The organism is Methylibium petroleiphilum PM1, assembly GCF_000015725.1.
GTDB lineage: Bacteria > Pseudomonadota > Gammaproteobacteria > Burkholderiales > Burkholderiaceae_C > Methylibium > Methylibium petroleiphilum.
Genome location: NC_008826.1, coordinates 36,102 through 57,419 on the forward strand (window position 1 = coordinate 36,102; position 21,318 = coordinate 57,419).

General features: G+C 65.5%; 24 protein-coding genes. 10 read left to right on the plus strand and 14 right to left on the minus strand.

The genetic code is table 11. The annotated features are described in order from the left end of the window. Nucleotides 1-138 precede the first annotated feature (138 nt). From MPE_RS19505 to MPE_RS19520, 4 genes are all read right to left on the minus strand, one after another. A complete protein-coding gene (locus MPE_RS19505; protein ID WP_011831441.1) occupies nucleotides 139-972 on the minus strand; it encodes a hypothetical protein in 834 nt (277 codons plus the stop codon). A gap of 194 nt (nucleotides 973-1,166) precedes the next feature. Then, complete coding sequence (locus tag MPE_RS19510) at nucleotides 1,167-1,724, minus strand: hypothetical protein (protein ID WP_011831442.1); 558 nt, start codon at nucleotides 1,722-1,724, stop codon at nucleotides 1,167-1,169. Nucleotides 1,725-2,783: 1,059 nt separating this feature from the next. After that, on the minus strand, nucleotides 2,784-3,332 hold the full coding sequence (locus MPE_RS19515) for an ATP-dependent DNA ligase (RefSeq protein WP_310733889.1): 549 nt from the start codon (nucleotides 3,330-3,332) through the stop codon (nucleotides 2,784-2,786). 106 nt (nucleotides 3,333-3,438) lie between these two features. After that, on the minus strand, nucleotides 3,439-3,645 hold the full coding sequence (locus MPE_RS19520; RefSeq protein ID WP_011831443.1) for a DUF3606 domain-containing protein: 207 nt from the start codon (nucleotides 3,643-3,645) through the stop codon (nucleotides 3,439-3,441). A gap of 87 nt (nucleotides 3,646-3,732) precedes the next feature. Here MPE_RS19520 and MPE_RS19525 point away from each other — a divergent pair, with 87 nt between their 5' ends. From MPE_RS19525 to MPE_RS24735, 3 genes are all read left to right on the plus strand, one after another. Next, on the plus strand, nucleotides 3,733-4,191 hold the full coding sequence (locus tag MPE_RS19525; protein ID WP_083768020.1) for a LexA family protein: 459 nt from the start codon (nucleotides 3,733-3,735) through the stop codon (nucleotides 4,189-4,191). Between the two features lie 81 nt (nucleotides 4,192-4,272). Next, nucleotides 4,273-5,478 carry a DUF4236 domain-containing protein gene (locus MPE_RS19530; protein ID WP_011831445.1) on the plus strand — a complete coding sequence of 402 codons (1,206 nt, stop codon included), beginning with the start codon at nucleotides 4,273-4,275 and terminating at the stop codon, nucleotides 5,476-5,478. After that, complete coding sequence (locus MPE_RS24735; RefSeq protein WP_011831446.1) at nucleotides 5,466-5,795, plus strand: YHYH domain-containing protein; 330 nt, start codon at nucleotides 5,466-5,468, stop codon at nucleotides 5,793-5,795. Before MPE_RS19530 ends, MPE_RS24735 begins: the two co-directional genes overlap by 13 nt. A 9-nt stretch (nucleotides 5,796-5,804) precedes the next feature. Here the strand turns inward: MPE_RS24735 and MPE_RS19540 are convergent, their stop codons facing one another. Next, on the minus strand, nucleotides 5,805-6,104 hold the full coding sequence (locus MPE_RS19540; protein ID WP_011831447.1) for a hypothetical protein: 300 nt from the start codon (nucleotides 6,102-6,104) through the stop codon (nucleotides 5,805-5,807). Nucleotides 6,105-6,245: 141 nt separating this feature from the next. Between MPE_RS19540 and MPE_RS19545 the strand changes: the two genes are divergently transcribed. Beyond that, nucleotides 6,246-7,568, plus strand: a complete 1,323-nt coding sequence (locus MPE_RS19545) for a Y-family DNA polymerase (protein ID WP_041930340.1) — start codon at nucleotides 6,246-6,248, stop codon at nucleotides 7,566-7,568. Nucleotides 7,569-7,651: 83 nt separating this feature from the next. Here MPE_RS19545 and MPE_RS19550 read toward each other — a convergent pair whose 3' ends face one another. Then, the gene (locus MPE_RS19550) at nucleotides 7,652-8,374 is read right to left on the minus strand and encodes a hypothetical protein (protein WP_158304634.1); all 723 of its coding nucleotides are present in this window, start codon (nucleotides 8,372-8,374) and stop codon (nucleotides 7,652-7,654) included. Between the two features lie 270 nt (nucleotides 8,375-8,644). Between MPE_RS19550 and MPE_RS19555 the strand changes: the two genes are divergently transcribed. After that, on the plus strand, nucleotides 8,645-9,379 hold the full coding sequence (locus MPE_RS19555; RefSeq protein ID WP_041930342.1) for a hypothetical protein: 735 nt from the start codon (nucleotides 8,645-8,647) through the stop codon (nucleotides 9,377-9,379). A 46-nt stretch (nucleotides 9,380-9,425) separates the two neighbouring features. Here the strand turns inward: MPE_RS19555 and MPE_RS19560 are convergent, their stop codons facing one another. The 8 genes from MPE_RS19560 to MPE_RS19595 all read right to left on the minus strand — a co-directional run bounded on the left by MPE_RS19560 (nucleotide 9,426) and on the right by MPE_RS19595 (nucleotide 17,055). Then, nucleotides 9,426-9,752 carry a hypothetical protein gene (locus tag MPE_RS19560; RefSeq protein WP_011831451.1) on the minus strand — a complete coding sequence of 109 codons (327 nt, stop codon included), beginning with the start codon at nucleotides 9,750-9,752 and terminating at the stop codon, nucleotides 9,426-9,428. After that, nucleotides 9,749-10,453 (minus strand): YcbK family protein, encoded by a 705-nt coding sequence (locus MPE_RS19565; protein ID WP_011831452.1) that lies wholly within the window; start codon nucleotides 10,451-10,453, stop codon nucleotides 9,749-9,751. The genes MPE_RS19560 and MPE_RS19565 overlap by 4 nt, the downstream gene beginning before the upstream one ends. Further along, complete coding sequence (locus MPE_RS22945; RefSeq protein WP_011831453.1) at nucleotides 10,438-13,296, minus strand: type IV secretory system conjugative DNA transfer family protein; 2,859 nt, start codon at nucleotides 13,294-13,296, stop codon at nucleotides 10,438-10,440. The genes MPE_RS19565 and MPE_RS22945 overlap by 16 nt, the downstream gene beginning before the upstream one ends. A 38-nt stretch (nucleotides 13,297-13,334) precedes the next feature. After that, a complete protein-coding gene (locus MPE_RS19575; protein WP_011831454.1) occupies nucleotides 13,335-13,892 on the minus strand; it encodes a hypothetical protein in 558 nt (185 codons plus the stop codon). Between the two features lie 97 nt (nucleotides 13,893-13,989). Continuing rightward, nucleotides 13,990-15,096 carry a type IVB secretion system coupling complex protein DotM/IcmP gene (gene icmP / locus MPE_RS19580; protein ID WP_011831455.1) on the minus strand — a complete coding sequence of 369 codons (1,107 nt, stop codon included), beginning with the start codon at nucleotides 15,094-15,096 and terminating at the stop codon, nucleotides 13,990-13,992. A 1-nt stretch (nucleotide 15,097) separates the two neighbouring features. Next, a complete protein-coding gene (locus tag MPE_RS19585) occupies nucleotides 15,098-15,661 on the minus strand; it encodes a lytic transglycosylase domain-containing protein (RefSeq protein WP_011831456.1) in 564 nt (187 codons plus the stop codon). A gap of 4 nt (nucleotides 15,662-15,665) precedes the next feature. Further along, nucleotides 15,666-16,487 carry a hypothetical protein gene (locus tag MPE_RS19590; RefSeq protein ID WP_148211101.1) on the minus strand — a complete coding sequence of 274 codons (822 nt, stop codon included), beginning with the start codon at nucleotides 16,485-16,487 and terminating at the stop codon, nucleotides 15,666-15,668. A 73-nt stretch (nucleotides 16,488-16,560) separates the two neighbouring features. Continuing rightward, nucleotides 16,561-17,055, minus strand: a complete 495-nt coding sequence (locus MPE_RS19595) for a hypothetical protein (protein WP_011831458.1) — start codon at nucleotides 17,053-17,055, stop codon at nucleotides 16,561-16,563. 279 nt (nucleotides 17,056-17,334) lie between these two features. On the opposite strand from MPE_RS19595, the gene MPE_RS19600 reads away from it, so the two are divergent. Genes MPE_RS19600 through MPE_RS19620 form a run of 5 tightly spaced genes read left to right on the plus strand, consistent with a single transcriptional unit; the run spans nucleotide 17,335 to nucleotide 21,108 of the window. Beyond that, a complete protein-coding gene (locus tag MPE_RS19600) occupies nucleotides 17,335-17,904 on the plus strand; it encodes a hypothetical protein (RefSeq protein ID WP_011831459.1) in 570 nt (189 codons plus the stop codon). Nucleotides 17,905-17,928: 24 nt separating this feature from the next. After that, nucleotides 17,929-18,177: an excisionase gene (locus MPE_RS19605; protein WP_041930345.1), complete on the plus strand. Its 249-nt coding sequence runs from the start codon at nucleotides 17,929-17,931 to the stop codon at nucleotides 18,175-18,177. Between the two features lie 12 nt (nucleotides 18,178-18,189). Further along, nucleotides 18,190-19,563, plus strand: a complete 1,374-nt coding sequence (locus MPE_RS19610) for a prepilin-type N-terminal cleavage/methylation domain-containing protein (RefSeq protein WP_011831460.1) — start codon at nucleotides 18,190-18,192, stop codon at nucleotides 19,561-19,563. A gap of 17 nt (nucleotides 19,564-19,580) precedes the next feature. Beyond that, on the plus strand, nucleotides 19,581-20,213 hold the full coding sequence (locus tag MPE_RS19615) for an ankyrin repeat domain-containing protein (RefSeq protein ID WP_011831461.1): 633 nt from the start codon (nucleotides 19,581-19,583) through the stop codon (nucleotides 20,211-20,213). A gap of 55 nt (nucleotides 20,214-20,268) precedes the next feature. Continuing rightward, nucleotides 20,269-21,108: a ParB/RepB/Spo0J family partition protein gene (locus tag MPE_RS19620; RefSeq protein WP_011831462.1), complete on the plus strand. Its 840-nt coding sequence runs from the start codon at nucleotides 20,269-20,271 to the stop codon at nucleotides 21,106-21,108. Nucleotides 21,109-21,318: the final 210 nt, after the last annotated feature.

The following is a 21,318-nucleotide window of genomic DNA, read 5'->3' on the forward strand; positions in this document are numbered from 1 at the left end:
GCCGACGTTTCCGTCACAACCACCCGAAGGGGCCGACTGGGCCCGACAACAACGCCGAACCGCCGCGTGAGGCTGCCGATTCCGGGAATTCACTGCGCGATGGGGGGACCGCGTCGTAAAAACCCGGAATCCTGGCGCTCAGCTGCCCTGGCCCTCCGGAGCCGGCCGGCCGGTCCGGATGCTGGCCAGATCCGGCATGGCGGCCCGGCGCTTGGCGCTCCAGGCTTCGTAGTCCTGCAAGTTGACCTGGTTCAAGTGCCGGTTCTGGTGCAGGGACCCGAGGTACTCGGCCGCGCGCCGGCGCATGTCGACGAGCCGAGCCGCTGTCGGCTCCCGCTCGTACTGCTCGAGCATCCTCATCAGCTGGGGGCCGGTGTATCCGCCCTCCATGTCGAACTGGAAGTGCCGGCCGCCGAAGAGCTCCTCGAGCTCCTTGAGGCTGGCGCCGTTCACCCGCAGGTCGACGAAGTTGACCAGGGCATGCACCTCGTCCAGGAAGCCGCCCTTGCGCGTCGGGTCGTCAATGGGGCCCCAGCGCTTCTCGGCGATGCGGTCCGCCTTCTCCCGGCGCAGGCGTAGCTGCTCTGCATCGTGGTCGACCTTCGCCTTGCGGGCGATGACCGAGGCCTGGTCCGCCTCCTCGGCGAGCTCGTGAAGGGTTCGAACTGCGAGCGTTAGCGCGTCCAGCTGCTTCGCAGTCATGAGCTTCTCGAAGCTGTCCCGCAGCCGGCGGATGCCGGTAGCCACCGTCTTGGCCTGGGTCTTCAGGCGCTTGGTCTCCTCGTCTCCGACGTACCGGGCCCGGTGGGCGAAGCGCTCGAAGAGCTGCTCGGACCGGGTCGGCTTGGCGGATGCCTTCGGGGCAGCCTTCTTCGCCCGGGAGCCGGAACTGACCGAAACCTCGGTCGGCTGGTCGCCGGGCCGGTCGGTGGGCTGCAGCTGGGAGTCCGGGTTCGGGGCGCCGTCGGTCATGGCTTCATTGTGGGGCTCGGCGGCGCCGCAGCGAAACCGGGGTGTCGACTGGACACAGCGAAGCGATTGGCCAGCGGGTCTTGCCCCAGAGCTTGGAGCTCTGGTCGGTGGGGCCGGGCTGTGAGGTTGGAGCCGGGGATGAGACTCGAACTCGGCTCGGCGGTCCGGCGCCGGTAGTCGTTACGGGACCGGGCTCAGTCAGCCGACCCTTCAGGGCCATCGAGCCTGGGCGGCTCCGGGTCGATGACCGCCATGGCGTCCTGCAGCTGGACCCAGGCCCGAATCTCCTGCTCCTCGACGACGCCGCCGCAGGACGGCATTGGTAGCAGGAACTCGACGGCGAACGGGAGGTGGTGTCGGTGGGCGGTCGCCGAGACCGACTCGCCCGGCGCGACGGTGACGGGAGCGGCCGCGCCCTCGGCGACTGGGAAGTAGACGGCCAGGACGCTCAGCGCCAGGTCGTTCGTGCCGGGCCCGGGTCGGCCCCAGGTGAAGCCGTCGTCGTGCGGGGCCCGGTGGTGGTGGAGTCCGCCGGCCGCGGCGCCGGCCGGGAGCCGGACCTCAAAGCTGTAGTCCTCAGCCTCATAGCCTGGGCCCGTCTTGGTCCGGCGGCAGATCAGGTCGAGTGGGCCCGGGGTGGGGTGGAACGGCGGCAGGATGCGGAACGCACCTGACGTCGAATCGACCCGACCGGACACGGGGAAGCCAGCATCGAAACGATGAACGCCCTCCGGCTGCACGTCTTGCGACATGACGGCCCTCTCCTGTCTGTACCGGCTCCGCGGTGCGGCCGGCGATGTCGTTAGGCCGCCTGGCTTCTGGCTAAGCGGTGTGTGAGTCCGAGTGTATGGGTCCGCACAGCGGGCGCAACCGGTACCAATTGGGGAGTGTTGTCGTGCTCCTGCCATGCTTGAGCGGCTTCCCTGGTCGCTCTCTCGGAATCGATGCGTGCCGGCTCTGGGGCGCCTTCGACGGTCCTCCGCTGAATGACCACCCTCCTCTTGCCTCACCTCTTACCCCTTCCCGGCGCCGGTTGCGGCTGGGGTCTGGGCCCTCCAATGGGCTCCGAATGAACCACTCCTGACGACGTCGAAATTCAATGTTTTCAGGTGGTCCTGAACCCACCATTTTTCTTTGCTCCCCACGTTACAAAGACACAACGGGTGTCAAGTCGGAGAGGCATAAGCGTTACAAGAAAAACGTCAAGTCGAATGGCCATTCCAGTGGCCCCGGAGCGCCCAACTCGGCCCCTGGAACAGCTCCTGATGCCCATCCTCGACTGCTGACCGAGGCATACCGAGAGAAGCCATGGATGCCGGCCAATCAGTGCGGCCCAGTTTGGCAACGTAGCGGCATCAGTTAGGCATCAGCTTGGCACTCTAGAGGCAACAACTTGGCAACAACGGCCCCGCTGGGCGTTTGGCACTAGTTCGGCAACAGCAAGGCATCAGTTTGGCACTCTAGAGGCAACAGTTAGGCAACAACGAAGTCGCGGCCCTGTTTGGCATCAACTTGGCACTCTAGCGGCATCAGTTTGGCAACAACGACCGCCGCGCCTTGACGTTTCGCCATTCTCCCGCTTAAAACTTGACGCTTTCCGATCTTCGCGTTTGAACTCACTCCACTTTTCCGGGTTTTTACGACGCGACCCCCCCACCGCGCAGTGAATTCCCGGAATTCCGGGTTTTGACGACCGAACGTGCGGATTTCGATTTGACAAGTCGCAATCCGCCCGTTTGTCGTTTGCGGGCGGAATCCTCTACGTTCATAGAGCTTTTGCCTCGCAGGCCCTGCGGCGGAGCGCCCGACGCTCAGCAGGCCTCGGGAAGCGGACGGCGCTTGGGTCGGTTGAATCGCTGCGCCGGTGTCGCTCCCTTGCGCTTGACCTTCAGCCAGGTCTCGGACCGTTGGCCGGCCAGGTACAAGGAGTCCAGGCGTTTGGCAACGATGCCTTCGAGCTCAAGCAACCGCGCCTGGTGGAAGAGCTGCGAGCCCTGCCCTTCAAGGCCGGTCACTCGGAGCAGCGACGGCGCCCCTTGGCGGAGCAGCTGTTCAAGGCAAGCCTGCCGTCGCCGGAGCGGCTGGTGGCGGATGTCCCGGCCGCGGTGGACCACGACGTCGAAAACGCAGTAGACGACCGACGCGAGGCCGGGCTTCCATCGTCGGGCCTTCGCCCGGGCATGCAGCTTGTCGAAGTCGGTGCGGCCGAGCTCGTCAAGCACCACGACTTCGCCGTCAAGCACATGCTCCCCTGCGGGGAGCTCGGCCAGGCCGCGTACGACTTCTGGGAACCAGGTTGTGGCGTCAGCGCCGTTGCGGGTCTTCAGCCGGGGGCCGCCCTCACCGGCCCACGCCATCAACCGGTAGCCGTCCTACTTCAGCTCAAAGGTCCATGCTGGGTCGTCGAACGGCGCCCGAGCCTGCCCCAGCAGCATCGGCTCAATGCTGCTCAGTCGCTCAGGCAGTTCAGCTCGACCGGCCAGAGGCTCCGCCTCCGCCGCCCTTGAGATGGGCCTCGACGTTCTTGGCGCTGTTGCCCACCGCCGCCACTGCCTTCTTGAGCTCCTCCGGGCTGACCCCGAACTTCTTGGCCCAGTCGCGCAGCTCGTAGTCCTGGTTCACATCGATGAGCTCGCGGTCGCGTCCGCCGCTCTTGGTCTTGTCGTCGGCCATGCCAACTCCTTTCGCAGAGTCGATGGCCTCCTCTGGCAACGGCTGTGCCCGTCCTGACGGATCAAAGGCAACTCCTATACTGTATGGATGTACAGCATCGAGTGTCGGTGGGCCGACATCACGGGGGAGCCGGTGCCCGCGGCCAGCGGGGCCCGTCGAACCATCGTTGCCCTTCCGCAGTCGGTCCAGGCCGGCTTCCCTTCGCCGGCGGAGGACCACGCGGTCAAGCGGATCGACCTGAACGAGGTGCTCATCAAGCACCCGCAGTCCACCTTCCTGATGCGGGTGCGCGGACCGTCCATGCGAGAAGCGGGCATCGACGACGGGGACGTCGTGCTGGTCGACCGCGCCATCACGCCGTGCCACGGGCACGTGGTTGTGGCCGTGGTCGACCACGAGTTCACCGTGAAGCGCCTTTGGAAGCGCGGCTCGCGCGTGAAGCTCCAGGCAGCCAATCCCACCTACCCCGACATCGTCCCGAAGGACGGACAGGAGGTGGAAGTTTGGGGCGTCGTGACGAACGCCATTAAGTCGATGCCGCTGTAGCGCCGCCCGGCGACCGCGGGCTTGCGGGCTGACGGCGCCACGGGCACATTCGCGTGACTTCTTGTTACAGGGGTTCGGCCGATGGCGCTGCGGTTCCGGAAGACCTTCAAGCTCGCCCCCGGCGTCCGGTGGACCATTTCCGGCTCCGGCAGCAGCTGGAGCTTCGGTCCCCGAGGCGCCTCCATCAGCGTGGGCAAGCGCGGCGTCTACGCCAACTACAGCATCCCCGGCACCGGCCTGTCATACCGCGAGCGGCTCGGTGGCCGCAGCGAGACGCCGTCCGCCCAGCTCGGACCCCCGCAGACGACCAAGGTCAGCCTGACCTGCGGCATCGACGATGAAGGCGTCCTGAGCTTCACCGATGGCGCTGGCATGCCACTCAGCGAGGCGGTGGTCGAGGCCGCCAAGAAGCAGAACCGGGACGCCATCCTGGCGCTCATCCAGCGCAAGTGCGACGAGCTGAACGACCAGGTCGAGGCGCTCGGCCGGCTTCATCACGACACCCCGGACTCCAGGGTGAAGCCCAAGTTCGAACCGCAGCGCATCAACCTGGTAGCGCCCGAGCGGCCCACTCTCCGCGTCCCGACATTTCTTGAAGGACTCAGGAAGTCCGTCCGCCTGGCCATCCAGGAGGAAAACGACCGGGCGCTAGCCCGTTTCGAAGGGGACACGGAAGAGTTCGAGCGTCAGCGGCGTGCGTTCTACGCGGCCGAGACCAAGCGTCGAGTTCTGGTCGAGCAGCTGATCTACCAGGACGTCCAGGCCATGGAGGACTTCCTCGAGGCAAACCTCCAGGACATCGTCTGGCCGCGGGAGACCCAGGTTGCGGTGGACATCGGGGATGGAGGTCTCACGGTCCAGCTGGATGTCGACCTGCCTGAAATCGAGAACATGCCGACCAAGTCGGCTGCCGTGCCGGCGCGCGGACTGAAGCTCTCCGTGAAGGAGCTGCCGGCTGCCAAGGTCCGCCGGCTCTACGCGGACCACGTGCACGGCATCGTGTTTCGCCTGGTCGGCGAGACCTTCGCCGCCCTGCCCGTCGCCCGCACGGTCGTCGTCTCAGGCTACTCCCAGCGCAGCAACAGTGCCACCGGCCACCTCGAGGACCAGTACCTGCTCTCAGTCAAGGTCGCCCGAGAAGCCTGGGAACAGCTTGCCTTCGACCGGCTTGCCGAGCTCAACGTGGTGGACTCGCTTGCCCGCCACGAGCTGCGCCGCGATCTGACCCGCATCGGAGAACTGCGCCCCATCAGACCATTCCAGGAGGAGGAGACATGCGAGGTTTGAAGCTCGTGTTGGCCGCGGCGGTTGCCAGCCTGCCCGCTCTTGCCGCCGCTCACGGCGGCGGCTTGAACGCCGCGGGCTGCCACCACAACCGCAAGACCGGGGACTACCACTGCCATCGCGCGCCGGCCGCGGGGCCGCGTGACACTGCGCCGGTTTCCACCACCGGGACCGCCCGCGCTCAGAATCTATCCGAGCAGGCCGGTCGAAGTGCCGTCTCGGCACCGCCTTCTGCCGGCGGTCCGACCTGCTATGTGGGGCCGCGCGGCGGCACGTACACCATCACCGCCAGCGGCCGGAAGAACTACAGCGGCTGCTGAGTTGCTGCGTCACAGCGGGGCCGGAGCGACGAAGTCGCCGAGGTCCTGGGCGTTCATGCTGACGAAGCCCTTGCCAGTGCGGCGGTCGATGATGCAGCTGCCCGACGCTTTGCCGCCCCTCGTCTGCAGCTGGCCGGCGTCGGCGTTCCACGCAAAGTAATACTCGCGGGCGTCGCCCCAGTCTTTCACCTCTGGCACAGCAGTCACGGCACCCTTGCTCAGCCGCTTGAACTGCTTCTCGCAGGCAACGTGGCCCGCCGACGCGCCATGGGCGCCGGCGCCTGCCATCGCGAAGGCGGTGAACAACATGGCCGGACGCTCGGCGCATGCTTTCCTCCAGAGCCGTCACGGTGCCGAAGTCTCGCCCGCCGCGCGGCCGGACGCCTTCCCCCTGAGTAGCGAGGAGGCGGACGCCTATACTGTATGTCCATACAGTACGGTGTCTGGCGGATGTACGCCCTCGTCGACGGCAACAACTTCTACTGCTCGGTCGAGCGCGTTTTCCGGCCGTCGCTGACGGGCCGGCCCGTGGTGGTCATGGGCTCGAACGACGGCTGTGTCATTGCCCGGTCCAACGAGGCGAAGGCGCTGGGCGTGAAGATGGGGGAGCCCTGGTTTCAATGTCGACACCTCGAGAAGGACCAGGGCCTCGTGGCGCTGTCGGCCAACTTCACCCTCTACGGCGACATGTCCGAGAGGATGATGACCGTGGCCGGTTCCTTCGCGCCACGCCAAGAGGTTTACAGCATCGACGAGTGCTTCCTGGACTTCGCCGGCATGCCGGGCGGACCAGGTTCCCTCGTCGAAACTGGCCGCGCGCTGCGTGAGAAGGTTCTTCGGTGGACCGGCATTCCCACCTGCGTCGGCTTCGGCCCGACCAAGACGCTCGCGAAGCTGGCGAACCACATCGCCAAGTCGGCCGAGCGCAAGCCGGGGTCCTACCCTGAGCAGCTTGCTCAGGTCTGCAATCTGGGCGAGCTGGCAGATGAAGTCCGGCGGGAGCTCCTGGTCAAGACGGAGGTCAAGGAAGTCTGGGGCGTAGGGCCGCGCATCGGCGCCCAGCTCAACGCGGCTGGAGTCTCGACCGTGCTCGACCTAGTCCGGCTGGACCCCGCGGCTGTCCGGCGACGCTTCTCGGTGGTGCTCGAGAAGACCGTGCTCGAACTGCGCGGCATCAGCTGCCTGACGCTCGAAGACGCGCCGGCGAGCCGGCAGCAGATCATGTGTTCGCGCTCCTTCGGGCGGCCGGTGCTCGAGATGGAGGGACTGGTCGAGGCGTTGAGCGACTTCGCGGCGCGCGCGGCCGAGAAGCTGCGCAAGCAGGAGAACCTCGCCGGCGCCGTGCACGTCTTCATCACCACGAGCCCCTTCCGCAAGGAGGACCGGCAGTACAGCCGTTCGGTCACCGTGCCGCTGGTCCGACCGACAGGAGACACGCGGGTGCTGGTCAGCGCCGCCATCCTCGCTCTGCGGGCGGTGTTCAAGCCTGGCTACCGCTACGCGAAAGCGGGGGTCATGCTCATGGAACTGCAGCCCGAGTCGGTGCACCAGGCCGAGCTCGACCTGGGAGAGCCCGAGCCCGGCACTGTCCCGCGCGACCGCAGCAAGCTGATGTCCGCGGTCGACGCTGTGAACCGGCGCCACGGCCGCGGCTCACTAATGGTGGCGAGCGCCGGTCTCGCAACTGCGCGACGCGAGTTCGTGCCGAAACAGGAGCGGCGAACGCCCCACTACACAACGTCTTGGGACGACATGCCGGTGGCGCGCGCCTGAACAGCAAGGCCGGCCACACGGACGCAAAGAAAAGGCGCCCGGGCTCGATGAGCACCGGGCGCCTGTCGAATCTGCTCTGGACGTCAGGCCATCGCTTCTGCGAACTTGAGCTGCTTCGCCGCAGCCTTCTCGTCCGTGAGCCATGCAGGCAGCACGATGTCGACATCGGGGCGCACCTGTCGGACGTCGAGGATCTTCGCCCCTGGACGCACGTAAGCGGCCTGGCGGATGTGCCTACGACCGCCAATCTCGATGTCGGCCACCGGGATGACCAGCACGTCCATGTCCTGCAGGTCTTCATACTCCTGGAACAGACGGTCGAAGTAGCTCGGATGGGTCGCAATCTGCAAGATGCGCTGCATGTCCTCGTCGACCTTTAGGCCGTCTTCCTTGGCATACCGCGTGAAGCACTTGAAGACGTCCTCCTGCAGGTCTGCCTTCATGCGTCGCACGTTCAGGAAGCGGTTCGTCTTGCGAGAGGCCTTCAGCATCTCTTTGCTGACCAGGTCCTTCTCGATGCCGCCGACCTCCACCTCGAACTCGGCGGAGGCAAACTCTGCGCCTAGCTCGCGCGCCTTGGTACGCCACTTGTGCAGCTCGTCGAGCGCGTCACGGATGCCATACAGCATCAACATGCCGTGCCCAGGCTTTGGAGTAAACCGGGTGAACGACTCGCTATGGAACGGAATCGAGTCCGCGAGGAGCTCGATCTTCCTCGTGGCCGGGTTGAAGCGGGCGTCGGAGGCGCCGTAGAGGACCTCCACCTGAGGCTGCCCTCCGCTCGCCGGCGTGGTCGTCCGGTACACGGCGAATGACGTCAGCCGGACCGAAGGCGCAGTCGTCTTTTTCTGCGAAGGCATGAGCGGCCTTTAAAAAATTGAGTATTCAGCGCACCATCAGAAGCTTGCGACCGTGGCGCATTTCGCATACCATCTGCACCATCGTACCGTCAAACCCCACGGGGACCCGGTTGTCCGATTGTATATCGAGTACGCTAACTGTCAAACATTTAACAGTGTTGACCATCAAGTCCGCGCTGTACGTGCCCTAAGGCTGGGGCTTTCCTGGAGGTGACCGTGATTCCCAAGAACAGACCCGTCCTCGGCAAGGACCTAGATGCGGTGCGTACCCAGTACGGGCTGCTCGTCTCGGACGCGTGCTGGCTCTTCGGCCTGTCCATCACGCGGTGGATGCAAATCGTCAAGCGGGCTGGCGATGAGCCCGTGAGCGACCCGACTTTGGCACTGCTCGTGCGCTTCCTTGCGGACCACCCCGAGCTGTCGGTCATCCCGAAGTTCCCCACGGTGCCCGAGATGTACGAGATGGTGAACGGCGTCACGCCGACGGACCAGAAGCGCTTCTCCGTGCTGCTGGGCTCCGAGGCATCGGCGACGTACCGCTGGCTGCGCGTTCCGGGCTCGCGGCAGTCTCCGGCCGTGAACCGGCTGATGCACTATCTGAAGGTGGCGATGCTCTCGCAGCGTCCGAACGAGCGCGGCCAGCTCCTCGAGGACTGGAAGGAGACGGTCGACAAGGAGGCGAAGGCTCGCGGCGTGGTCGATGTCTTCAAGACCGGTGGCTGGAACCCGAACAAGAAGGCGAAGGCGAAGAAGGAAGAAGAGGCCTCCGAAGCGGTGGAAGGGGGCGAAGCGGCCGCGGTGAAGAAGCCGCGCGCACGCAAGGCACCGGCGAAGACTGCCGCAGCGCCGGCCGCCGAAGCGTCGAAAGCTGCCGGCAAGCACGAGGCCGCCGAGGCCGCGCCGGCGAAGAAGACGGTGCGCCGCGTACCCAAGGCGTCGGTAACCAGCTGAGCCTCGGCCTCCCTGTGAAAACGGCGCCTTGGGCGCCGTTTTCGCTTCAGATGCCCACTGACCAAGCCTGGGCGCGCCTCTGCCGCTCCTCCTGCGCGGCCACCTCCCGTGCCAGCCTGTCGGGGTTCTTGCTCGTCAGGACCGCCACGTGCGCACGTTGCATCCGCGTAAGCAGCGGCTCGAGTTCCACCTCTTCAACGATGCCCGCCTTCGGGGCGAAGATGAACATCCGATGCGCAAGGGAGTACGGCGCCAGGCGGTGCGCGGCTGCGCGAGCCTGCTCCTTGGAAGTCCACCAGAGCCCACCAACCATCACGAAATTCCGGCGTCCCTGGCAGAACGTCTTCTCGATGACCTTGTAGAGCTTGCTCACGATCCTCTGCGGGCCGTCGAGACCCAGGTTCTCTGTGCGCCGGTGTCAACGTGCACGAAGCCGCGGTTCAGATACACGCCGGTACCGCCTCGATTGAAGACCTGCACCATCGCGCCGACCAGCGCGCTCGAGGCGCCATCGATGTGGATGTCGGCCGCCTTGCCATAGAGGTGCATGGAGTTGCGAGCCGCGCCTTCGGTCGCCTGGTTCGTGACCCCAGTGCGGAAGCCGCTGAGCAGCTCGATATCGGCGGTCCGGCCGTTGAACTCCATCCAGCGCTGGATGCCACACAGCACGTCCAGGAGCTTGGGGTCCATGGCGACCACCTTCCCAGCGCGGACGTCACGCAGCATGAAGCAGGCCAGGCCGTAGCCGTCCCGGTCGACTGAGCCGTCATGGTTCATGTAGCGAATGCGCCGGCGCGGGCCGTTGCGCCGCACGACGATGGAGCGCTCACCGGAGAGCAGGAACTGCCGCCAGTCGCCTGCTGCTGTCACAGGCGGGCCAGCCACTACCGGCGTCGCAGTCGGCGTTGACACCGTCCCAATCTGCTTGGGCGGCTCCCACCCAGGCCCTGCCTCCGGCGAGTTTTCGATGACGTTCTGCGCGAACGACGCCGCCGGTCGCCACATCGTCGCCCACGCAGCCACCAGCAGCACGCTGCGCCGCGTGGTGCCGGCGCGATTCACAGTTCCGACCATGAGTCGTCGCTCTCGTCCGCGGCGCTCAGGTGCCGCGACAGCTTCTGGGCCAGCAGTTCGAAGTGCGCGAGCTCCGGCTTTTCCTTCGGCGGCGTCAGCGGGTAGGTCGTCGCGCCCGCCAGCGTCTCGGCCACCGCAGCAGCAGTCATCTGCGACTCCGTCTCAGGGGCGCCCGTCATGCGCTCGATCTGCGCCAAGCCGCTGATGGTGGCCTCGCGGTTCAGCAATCCTTCGTCCGCAAGCGGCGCATCGAAGGCGTCGAAGCCCTCTTGTCCGACCTCGTCCACGGGCCGGTCCTGGGCTTCGGCCTCCACATCGTTGTCGGCCATCGCGACCGCCGGCGGAACGTCAATGCCCTCGGCCCCGAAGAGGGTCGTGTGGTCATGGGTGACGAGCTCTCCGACCCCTTCCGGAATCAGTGCGGCGCGCGCGGCCGGCTGCTCTACGCCGTAGCTACCCCAGTCCTCTTCGGGCTCAGCGCTCGCGACCACGTCGGCAGGCACATCGTCGTCGTACAGGTCGTCGGCTCCCAGGTCAGGGTCGACAAGCGCCACGGGATGACGACCGAAGTCTGCATCCTCCGTGAAGCCGCGCTGCTCCTGCTCGGCCGGGCGCACCTCGGCAGGCGTATCGTCGAAGAGCCGCTCGGGCACCTCGGGCTCGCTGCCGTAGGACGTGACCTCAGGAGCGGTCTCCTGCGATTGGTCTTCGCCGTCTCCTGCCGGATCGATGAAGGCCAGCATGTCGTCATCGACCTGCGGTGCGTGCGCGACCGTGCCACTCATCTGGCTCACGAAGTCAGGCGTAGCATCGTCGTCGCCGCCCGCGGTGGCAAAGAGTCCGATGTCGATGGCCGAGGCAAAGGCCTTCGCGCGGTGTGCCTCTGCTTGCGAGCAATAGGCCAGCACGCGAGCAGCGTTGTGCAGCGCCGAGTCCTGCAGCTTGAACTTCTCGAACCCTTCGCCGATGTCGCGGATGTCCTGCTGGTCAGCGACGCGGTCCATGTAGGAGGCGATTCCGCCCTCGGCCGTCACGGCGCGCGTGAACAGGTGCGTCGTGGACTTGTAGGCATCGACCTCCTCCGGGTCAGGGCGAGCGACCTTGATGAAGTGGTTGACGCGCAGCTTTCCCACCGGCACCGGGTTGGCGAAGAAGGACTTCACGCGCACGATGGTGTTCGCGAAGAAAAGGTGCCAGTACCCGGAAAGCTGGCCGCGGAGCGACTCGAAGCTGACACGCTCCACGCGGTCGATGCTGATGCCGTCGTCGGCCTTGAACGCCGTCGGGCCCATGGCCCCGGAATCGTGTTCGTAGCGGGAGGTCTTCGTGTAGATGCCCTGCCCCGCGATGTTCTTGAAGAAGTCGTAGGTCTTCGTGCACTCGAGCTTGCCGCACAGTCGCGTGTTCGTGTTCGCAAGCGTGGAGGCGGCCTCTTCCTTCGACGCCTTCTCGAAGGCCGGAAGGTCCTGGCCGGCGAAGATTGCGGAGAAGCCCAATGAGCGCGCCTGCGCCGGCACCACAGCGAAGCCCTCGACGGCGTAGTAGCCGTACTCGTCGAGCACGCACATGAACGGGCTCGGCGCGTTGGTGGGCTTGGCGTCGATGATCTTCTTCCAGTCTCCCTCGAGTGCCGAGCCGAGGCCCTTGGCCATCGTCGCCTTGATGGAGGCTACGACGATGCGGCCGAGGTTGGTCAGTTCGGGCGGCGACTTCTCGAGCGCCGGCAGCAGCACGACAAGGATGCGGCGGTTCAGGAAGACGTCGACGAAGTCAATCTCCGCCAGCTGCGTCTTCATGATGTAGCCGTAGGTGTCCGACAGCGAGTTGAACGTGCGGATGAGCTGCATGGTGATGTAGCCGTGCTGCTCGTTCGTCGTCTCGCTCTGGTCGTGGTACTTCTCCTTCTTGTACGCCGGCTTCGTCAACAGGTAGTTGTGCAGGCCGTCCAGCACACCGGACTCGCTGAGTCCAGGGTACTTGTCACCGTCGCGCCAAGCGAGGTCCTCGAGCTTGTTGAGCTCGAAGTATTCACGGACCACGTTCACGTCGAGGTTGAGGCCGTGCTTGTCCCGCAGGTAGACGAGCGGCTTCATCAGGGCTTCGACGAAGGACTCAGCCTGCTGAGTCCAGGTTGACTTCTCGCCGGTAGCCATCAGGCCCTTCACGAGCTCGCTCAGCATGCCCGAGGAGCCGACGGCGAAGGGGTTCAGCGTGTTGGAGAGCTTGTTCGGCTGGGCGCCGTAGATGTCCTTGGCGCCAGTCTGGAAGTTGATGACCAGCACGTCGTCCTCGCGCCCCATCGCGCGGGCCATCGAGTACACCTTGCCGTACAGCGAGGAGTCGGCCTTGCCATCGACGTAGATCAGTCCCGAGCCGTGGATGAGCGAGTTGTAGACGAGCGAGACCAAGAACTCCGTCTTGCCGGAGCCAGTAGTGCCCATGAAGAGCATGTGCGTGCGAGCCTGCACGTCCGTTAGCCAGACCTCCTCGCCGGTGTCGAGGTCATTGCCCATGTAGACGATGCCCTCGGCGCGGCTCGGCTTCCCGTCCTTGAGGCTGATTTCCTTCGGGTCAATCTCGCCGCTGCTCTTGGGCATCCGGAGCGCCAGGCCTGCTCGCTTCTGCGCCCGGCGCGCCATCCAGTAAAACCCCAGCGCGACGAGGACCATGACCTCTACCAGGGCCGGCACGAAGAAGGAGGCGGCTCCCAGACTTGCCATGACGACGACCGGCACGGTCTCGTCGGCGAGCGCGTCATTGATCCGGTCACCCAGCTTGCGGGTGTCGTAGATGAGCGAAGACTGCTTGCGCTCGAGCTTGAAGTTGACGGCGTCGGAAGTCATGCGCTCACCAAAGGCAGTTCGATACGGACGTCAGGACGTCACTGCGTAGCGCAGCTCAGCTCCGGCGCCTTCACGTCGGGCACCTGAACCTTCAGGTTTGGCCGGTAGTTCCCGGCAGCGAGCTCTTCGAGCGTCGGCTCGTTGGGGTTGAACTGGCCCGGCAGGGCCGCAGCCGGCGCGGCCCGTGCGGAACCCACGGCGCCTTGCTGCACGTCGGGATAGACGGTGGGCAGGGCCTGGCTGGGTTGCGAGAACAGGACGTTGGCCGCGACGAAGAGTCCTAGGACGCCGGCCGGCCAGCGCCACCAGCCTCCACGGCCAAAGCCGGCGTATGCCGCCGTCACGGCCCGGTGCGCGTTCTGCGCCTCCTTCACGGTCGGAAAGACGGCGAGCACCGTCTTCTCGGCGTCCGCGCCGACCAACTTGGACCCGTAGAGCGCGTGCTCGTTCGCGCTGGCGCTTCCAAACGTGATGGCGGCATACTCGGACGGGCTGATCCGAAACAGGGTCTCGCCATGCTGGAGCGCGATGTCGCCGCTCTTGAGACGCTTGGCGCGGACCTTGGCCGCGTTGCGGCCGCTACGTGCGAATTTCATGTTGGTCACTGCCTGTCGGCTGTGGTGTTTTACGTATATCGTATGCGCGATGCGTCTAGCCGTCAAAGAAACAAGCGCGACCAATACCGGCAACCTGTCACTTGTATAGGCGGTCGAGCGAATCGTCCTCGGCGTACTCAGTGAGGGCGGTCGCCAGGCCGTCGACGGCCTTCTCCACCATCGGGCTCGGGCAAGCTTGGCTCACCGTCTTCTCGAAGAGCCAGTGCGCCGCGATGCCCGCGCACTCCACGTGGAAGGCATATCGCCCCACGTTGTTGAGCGCGTACCAGAGGCGCCGGTCGACCGTCTTCAGCCAGATGAACATCGGGCTCGCCAGGACGCCCTCGGCGCGTGCCAGCTGCAGCATCGTCGGGAGGACGGTAAAGACGTAGGCATGCTGGCCGATGGCGCGCTGGGCCATGGGGTTCGTCTCGTGCTTGGCGATGGCAGCATCGGCGAAGCTGGTGTCCATGCCCTTGAGGCCGCCGGCGGCAAACGTCTTGGCCATCTTCCGCAGCGCGGCCAGGCCTGCCTTGCCCTCCCCGCCGATGTACATGAGGAAGGCCGCATAGAGCGCCCGGGCGTGTTTCGGAAGCGCTGCGGACCCGTTCCAGCGCGGGCCGAGCTGGGCGACAAACACGTCCCGCGCCTGGTCGCGCTTGAGAGCCGGCTCAGCCCGCGTGGCCAGCTTGTGCTTCTCCGCGAACTCCCACTCCGTCAATGCCACCGCCCACTCGCCCTTGGTGAGGTCGCCCTTCACCATCGCCAACTGCTTGCCTGCAACGGGCGCAATCTCTGGCCAGAGCGCAGCCTCCTGCTTGGCCAGACTGGTCATGTCGTGTTTGCGGCGGAAGCGGCCGCGCGTGGACTTCGTCATCAGGCGGATGGCGAGCCAGACGAACAGGGGGATGTAGAGCCAGCGGACGTAGGGACCGGTCTGGCGCAGCATGCCGACGGTGTTCGAGAAGTCGAGCGAGCGACCGTCCAGCGCCACCAGCTTCAGCCGCAGAGCGTCCGCCGCCGGGAAGAACAGCGCGAACGGGACGATTTCGTAGCGTCGCAGGAAGCCCAGGACGGACGAGATGATGGGCCCGAGGAGGAGCCATGCCATCACCACCAAGATGATGATGGCACCGCCGATCATCAGAGCATCGTCCTCCAGCGACTTGCCGGTGCTGTCGCCTCCGCGTTGCTGCTTCGCCATCTCACTGCCCTTGCTGTTCCGGAGCTGCGGCACCGGCGTATGTCACGGTCCGTGCCTTGGCGTCGTCCGCCAGGCTCTTCTTCACGATGTCCTGCATGACGCTGTGCACGCGGAGGATGTAGCGCGTAGAGTGGACAGGTGTCTTGCTGTGGTAGCGGCCGATGCCATACCAGAAGTCGCCATCGGCCTCGTTGGTGCGCTTGCGCAGCAGCCAGGCCCCGACGGCGACGTTGAAGCACCCGTCGTAGGCCATGAGCCGCGCCACCTCACCGGCGGAGCGGTTGAAGAGCTTGGCAAGCTCGGGCAGGTGAATGGTGTTGACCTGCATCGGGCCGATGTCGTACGAGCCGTCCGTGTTCCGGCTGAACATGCCTACGCGGCCGCCCTCCGCCTTCATCACCGCAAGCAGCTTCACGAGCTCCAGTCTTTGCCGGCCGGCCTCTTCCACCAGGCACTGAGCAGTGACGGGGCGGTACCAGGCCGGCTGCGCAGCGGCGCCAGGAGAGGAGCGTACTTCCGCCACGGAGGCGCGCTGCGCCAAGTCGATTGCTACAGCTTCGAGCATGGGGTCAGCGATGCCGAGGGCGTGCGTTCTGCCGGCTCCGCTCAGCAGCAGGCTCGAGGCAGACGTCCAATGCCTCAGCGCTGACGGATGCAAGCAGGGCAAGGAAGCGCTCGGCGATGGTCTCCATGTGCTTGCTGATGGGAGTCGCCTCCATCTGCTCCAGGCGGGCGTTCCGCTCAACCTCGCCCATTGCGTCGAGCTCCGCGGTCAGATGCTGGGCATAGCCCTTCCAGACCGCGGCAAACATGCGGGCGCTGGATTGCATGAGCGTCTGCGTCAGCATCAGACGCGCCGCGGCAGAGCTCTGTGGAGGCGCAAGCCGGCGCGAGGTGTCGGTGCTGGCCTTGACCAGGAGCTTCGTCGCCTCCTTGATGCATTCGGACGGCGCGTGCATGAAGTCGAACGCGTCGACTTCCACCGCGACGTGCGACATGGCGGCAGCCGTTGTGATGCGCATGCTGGTGACCGAATCCATGTCACCCGGCCAAAGGGGCTCCATCGCTCGCACAACGGCGCGTGACTTCGCGACCGCCGTCATCGCCTCGACCCCGGTGCGCACGATCTGCTCGAGCGAAGCAGCGCCGCTGCGAGCGGCATCAAAAATCACGCCGGAGGTCGCCTCGAGCACCATGGGCATGACCGACCTCACACGGTCATCGTTGCCCACGTCAAAGCCGATGGACTTCAGCACCTCCAGCGCCATGTCCTGAGCGGCGCCGGCCAAGTCCTTCGGGTCGAAGCCGCCCGTGAGAGAGGCTGCTGCAAGGCACGACGTCCGTTTAATGCCGTTGCAGGCCTTGCGCACGTCCACGGCGGCATCGGCCATCCCGGACACGATGTCGGTCCGCCGGACGGGGCCGGCGGCTCGCTGAGGGGAATGAGGAATGGACGCCATGGCGTCAACCGTGCGGCCGGGCGCCGAAGGACTGTCCGGACACCGGGGCCACCCCGGGGACGACACCCATCTCATGGGCGAACTGGGCGACCAGGGAGCGGAGCTCGGTCGCAGTAGGCGACTTCATGCTGCGCGGCAGATGCGCCCGGATGTCCTCGAGCGCCTCCAAGGTGAAGCACAGCAGCTCGGCAGTCGAGCGATGGACCTTCTGCAGGCCCACAGTGCGCTGGAGCAGCGCATCGGCGTCCTGCCGGAACGAGGCTCCGAAGCCGGACTCTTTGATGCCGTACCTGTAGACGTTCTCGGCATGCCACATGACAAGCGGCAGCACACCGCTCTCCGAGCCCAGGTCCGCGTCGTTGAGAGGGGTGTCGTTCAGGACGAAGAGCGGCTTGCCTCCCTGCTTCGCACGGCAGCGGCCCGACCAGGTTGCGACGAACAGGCCGACCAAGTCGGTCGTCGGAACAGGCGCGAGCGCCTTGGGCTTGAACGGATTCATCGGGCTTCCTTCTCGCCGGCGGCATTCTTGTTGCTGTGGGCGTGATGGTGTATATTGTAGCCGGTACGCGTCTATCTTTCAAGTCTAACCCTGATGACAGCTCCCGAGCTCAGTGACGACGCACTGCGAGTCCTCCGCAAGCGACGGGACTCTCTTACGTCGCGGCCTACCAAGGCGTCCGACGCGGACGGCCCGGCCTCATCCGCTGAGCAGGATGCAGGGCGGATTCGGGCCTTCTCGTCCTGGTTCGCCCAGGAGCGGGCGAACGGGAATCTCGTCATGTCGAGCGAGAACATGCTCGATGTAGGCCCCGCTCTCGGCGGTCGCTTCAACATCGGCATGCACGATATGCGGTACTTCATCGCCATCCCTCAGGATGTCAAAGAGTGGTTCAGTGCGATGCCGTGGTTGCACGTGGCGCTGACGCGAGGGGGTACAGCGCTGTCGCTGGTCTGCGAGCGCTTGCGCCATGCGGGCGCTTTCACGCCGGAATTCGCGCTGAACTTCGAGGTCATCTCCCCCAAGCTCATCAAGGCCCTGGCCAACTACCACTTCCTTGACGTTCGTGAAATCGTTCCGTCGTCGAGAGAGGACCAGGATGCAGGCGTCGTGCACATCGGGCGCGATGTGCTGATGACCCTTGACATCCGCGTCGTCGACGGCGGCCAGACGTTCCTGGCTCTCCTGGACGGCCGAAGCGCTGAGCCCTCCCGTCACCGTCCTCTCCACGGAGGGCTTGAGCGGGGCCCCCTGGACGGAGGCGACCGGTCAATGAAGCCCCGCAGCCGTGGCATTCCGGGGACCTTCCGCGGCGGCCTTCAGCAGCGAGCCAAACATGAAGCGCGTTGAGCGCTGGCTACACACGAGACCAGCATGAACAGCACCGAGCACCAAACCTCCAGGATCGGCACGCCCAGCGAGCGCGCGCCTCAAGTCACCGAGCAACGCATCTCGCTGGCCTCCTGGGTGGCTGCGAACTACGCCGAAAACGATGCGCCCGCGGCGAACACCGTGCGTCGATGGGTGCGGGAAAAGCGCATCCAGCCGTCGCCGCGCAAGGAAGGCCGTTCGTACTTCTTCAGCCCCGCGGCCCGGTACACCGACGCGCCTGGTTCAGCCTGAAAGGCGACCATCATGAAGCGCACGTTTCGTCTGGAGCAGCTGCAGCGCGGCTTCACCATCATCGAGCTCCTGGTGGTGCTTTCCATCATGGCGATGGCCGCCATCGTCGGCGCCCAGAGGCTGCTGGAGAAGTTCAAGGAGTCGCAGGCCGACCTGGCGGCTGACGACATTTCTGTGGTCGGGAAGGCGGTAGCCGCCTACATCCCGGCAAACGTCGCCACCCTGTCGCTGAACCCCACCACGGACATCACCATTGCGACGCTGCAGGCCGGCGCCATGCTGCCTGCCAACTACTCGTCCGGGAACCCCTGGGGTGCCGGCTACAGCATCCGGGTCAAGCGGCTGGGCGCGGCGCCCGGCCCCTACCAGTACGAGGCCCTCGTCATCACGAACTCGCGCTGGCGCATCGGCACCGTGGACCAGATCGCGCTGCTCGGGCGCGCCGTCCGGCGCATCGGCGGCCCGGGCGGCCTAACCTACGACGCCACGGGTGCCGTCGGCAACGGCGGCGCCTGGACAGCCCTGGTCGTTGACTACCCGAACGCCAACCAGGCCGGCCGACTGGCCTACTTCGTTTCCCAGGCGACGACGCCCTTCGACAGCATCTACCTCCGTCTCGACGGCGGCAATGCGATGACGGGCAACCTCAACATGAACAGCAACGGCATCGTTGCGGCCACGAGCGTGAACGCGTCCGGCACCGCAATGCCGTGGCAGGTCTCCGCCGCCGGCGGGTTCACTGGCACAACGGCAACGGCGACCGGTGTCGTGAACGCTGGCTCCGTGACTACGACCGGCGCCATGACTGCTGGAACGACGGTGACAGCGACCGGCAACATCACCTCGAGTGCCGACGTCCGCGGGGCCACGCTCACTTCTGACAGCGATATCGCGATGGGCCCTGGCGGAACGGTGTCGAGCAGCGGAGCCATCAACATCCAGCCGAACGGCGCTCTCACGTTGTCCGCGTCGGGCGGCACCACCGTCGCAGGCTCCGGAGCCCTCACGGTCAATGACACCGTCACGGCCGCGAACGACGTCGTCATCTCGTCTCTGCCCAGTCGTGCGGCCGGCTTCTCGCCGAGCACGGGGAGTCTCAAGGCTTTGGCGCCGAAGCTTGTGGAGATGCAGAACTACATCATCACGGCCAACGGTCAGACGGTGCCGCGGCCAACCTGCATCAGCGGCGGTACTCCGAACGCCTTCATCCTGCCGCACGTGGCACAGGGCAAGGTTGACAGCGCGCGATGGGGCACCCAGGTTCGGCTCACCGGCGCGGGCCCGTGGACCGTCGTTGCTCTGGATGGAGCGGGCCTGTCGATTCCGAGTGTGAACATCCCGGCCACCGACTTCGCGGCCATCGTGCGGACCTTCTGCACCTACTGACTGAGGACGGTATCGAGATGTCTCTGAAGCTGGTGAGCGCGGAAGCGCAGCGCGCCGCGCTCCTCTGGCTTGTGGGCTCTCGCGCCCCTGTGCCACTGCTGTGCGCGGTCATCCCGAGACTCGGGGACCTGACGGGCGTCAACACGGACGGTAACAGCGTCTCCGAAGTTCTCGTCGGCCTGAACGACGAGCGGGTGATGGCCGCGCTCCTCCGCTCGCGATGGTCCGCTTCGTCGCAAGCGATTTCGGGTTGGACCGCGCCCACTGTGGCCGTCGACCGCAACGCCCTTCGTTCGCTCGAGCTCATGCTTCGCTCTGGTGTGTCGCCTGACCTGCGAAACGGGAACCAGACGACCGCGCTCATGATTGCCGCGCGTCAGAACAACCTCGAGGCTATGAAGCACCTGCTGCGCGCCGGCGCCAAGCCTGACCTAGCGGACCGCCAGGGCTTCACTGCCGCACACTGGGCGGTGCACAAAGACCGGCCGCTGACCCTCAAGGTGCTTTCAATGCTGAGGCGGCATGGCGCCGATCTGCTTACTGTGGACGTCCATGGTCGGACGTGCTTCGAACTCGCCAGCAGCTACGCAGCAGAACTGCAGCGATTGGGCGCCGCTGTTCGAGCGGAGCAGCTCGCAGCAGCCGGCTGAGCAGAGCATCAGGGCGTCGCGCCGGTCCGGTTCCATTCCCGCCACGACGTCGCTCATGCACTTCAGCGACGATGCGCAAGCCTTGACCGAGGAAAACAGGGCGCTGAAGGAAGCCGAGGGGAGGGGCAAAGCGATTCCTCTCGATTTCCTCGACGACAGCCCATATCACATCGGCGAGCTCGAGCCGGAGCGGGTGAAAGCACTGGAGGACAACCTCAAGCACAACCCGCAGTCATCTCCGGTAGTCGTCCGTCTGAAAGCGGACGGCCGATATGAGCTACTTGCCGGGCGCCATCGGGTTCGCGCGCTTCGAAACCTTGGACGCACAGAGGTTGAAGCGGTCATCAAAGCCGTCGATGACCAGCAGGCGCTACGAATCGTGGTCTATGACAACCACATTACCCCGAATCTTTCCGACTACCAGAAGTACCTCGGTTTCGAGCGCATCCGCCAGGAGCGTGAGTTGACAGTGACCGAGTTAGCCGAGGAATCCGGCGTAAGTCTGCCGGTGCTGCAGAAGATCATGTTGTTCACTAAGCTGCCGCCGGCCGCGCAAGAGGTTATCCGAGCGAGCCACAGGAGCTTCGGGGCGAATCTCTTCGCCGGACTCGCCCCTCTGGTGGACGATTACTCAGACCAGGTAACGGAGGCTGTGAAGCTGGTCGCCGCAGGTAAGCTCAAGCAGGGTGCCGCGGTGGCATGGGTGACGAAGCCGGGCACCGAAAACGCCCCAGAGCCCGTGTCCGTTGCAGTGATGAGCGGGAAGCGTCGCTACGCCGAAATCCGCGTGAAGAAGGCCGGCCGACTAGAAATCGACTTTGTGCGCGCGGAGGACGCAAGCGGCATAGTGAAGAAGCTCCAGGAGTTCCTGCAGCAGGCGGCGAAGGCCTCCTGAGCGGGTAGGGGAGGGTGTGCACTGCGGCGCCTTCGGGCGCCTTTTTTACGCCTGAGTCAGCCTAGTGCCTCCAGGGCCTCAAAAACTTCTTTTAGAAGTTTTCTGAGAGTGGTCGCTCACTTGCGAAAAACTTCTAAAAGAAGTTTTCCTGTGCCTTGCTAGCTCTTGAGTGCCTCCAGAGTGCCTCTAAGGTGACAAACGAAGCTGCGC

Coding starts and splice junctions, on each gene's coding strand:
- MPE_RS19540 (WP_011831447.1), bottom strand. CDS start 6,104: ATGTTGTTCACCGCCTTCGCGATGGCAGGCGCCGGCGCCCATGGCGCG.
- MPE_RS19525 (WP_083768020.1), top strand. CDS start 3,733: ATGTACAGCATCGAGTGTCGGTGGGCCGACATCACGGGGGAGCCGGTG.
- MPE_RS19605 (WP_041930345.1), top strand. CDS start 17,929: ATGAACAGCACCGAGCACCAAACCTCCAGGATCGGCACGCCCAGCGAG.
- MPE_RS19595 (WP_011831458.1), bottom strand. CDS start 17,055: ATGAATCCGTTCAAGCCCAAGGCGCTCGCGCCTGTTCCGACGACCGAC.
- icmP (WP_011831455.1), bottom strand. CDS start 15,096: ATGGCGAAGCAGCAACGCGGAGGCGACAGCACCGGCAAGTCGCTGGAG.
- MPE_RS19520 (WP_011831443.1), bottom strand. CDS start 3,645: ATGGCCGACGACAAGACCAAGAGCGGCGGACGCGACCGCGAGCTCATC.
- MPE_RS22945 (WP_011831453.1), bottom strand. CDS start 13,296: ATGACTTCCGACGCCGTCAACTTCAAGCTCGAGCGCAAGCAGTCTTCG.
- MPE_RS19510 (WP_011831442.1), bottom strand. CDS start 1,724: ATGTCGCAAGACGTGCAGCCGGAGGGCGTTCATCGTTTCGATGCTGGC.
- MPE_RS19575 (WP_011831454.1), bottom strand. CDS start 13,892: ATGAAATTCGCACGTAGCGGCCGCAACGCGGCCAAGGTCCGCGCCAAG.
- MPE_RS19590 (WP_148211101.1), bottom strand. CDS start 16,487: ATGGCCGATGCCGCCGTGGACGTGCGCAAGGCCTGCAACGGCATTAAA.
- MPE_RS19600 (WP_011831459.1), top strand. CDS start 17,335: ATGTCGAGCGAGAACATGCTCGATGTAGGCCCCGCTCTCGGCGGTCGC.
- MPE_RS19545 (WP_041930340.1), top strand. CDS start 6,246: ATGTACGCCCTCGTCGACGGCAACAACTTCTACTGCTCGGTCGAGCGC.
- MPE_RS19505 (WP_011831441.1), bottom strand. CDS start 972: ATGACCGACGGCGCCCCGAACCCGGACTCCCAGCTGCAGCCCACCGAC.
- MPE_RS24735 (WP_011831446.1), top strand. CDS start 5,466: ATGCGAGGTTTGAAGCTCGTGTTGGCCGCGGCGGTTGCCAGCCTGCCC.
- MPE_RS19610 (WP_011831460.1), top strand. CDS start 18,190: ATGAAGCGCACGTTTCGTCTGGAGCAGCTGCAGCGCGGCTTCACCATC.
- MPE_RS19585 (WP_011831456.1), bottom strand. CDS start 15,661: ATGCTCGAAGCTGTAGCAATCGACTTGGCGCAGCGCGCCTCCGTGGCG.
- MPE_RS19530 (WP_011831445.1), top strand. CDS start 4,273: ATGGCGCTGCGGTTCCGGAAGACCTTCAAGCTCGCCCCCGGCGTCCGG.
- MPE_RS19565 (WP_011831452.1), bottom strand. CDS start 10,453: ATGGTCGGAACTGTGAATCGCGCCGGCACCACGCGGCGCAGCGTGCTG.
- MPE_RS19615 (WP_011831461.1), top strand. CDS start 19,581: ATGTCTCTGAAGCTGGTGAGCGCGGAAGCGCAGCGCGCCGCGCTCCTC.
- MPE_RS19620 (WP_011831462.1), top strand. CDS start 20,269: ATGCACTTCAGCGACGATGCGCAAGCCTTGACCGAGGAAAACAGGGCG.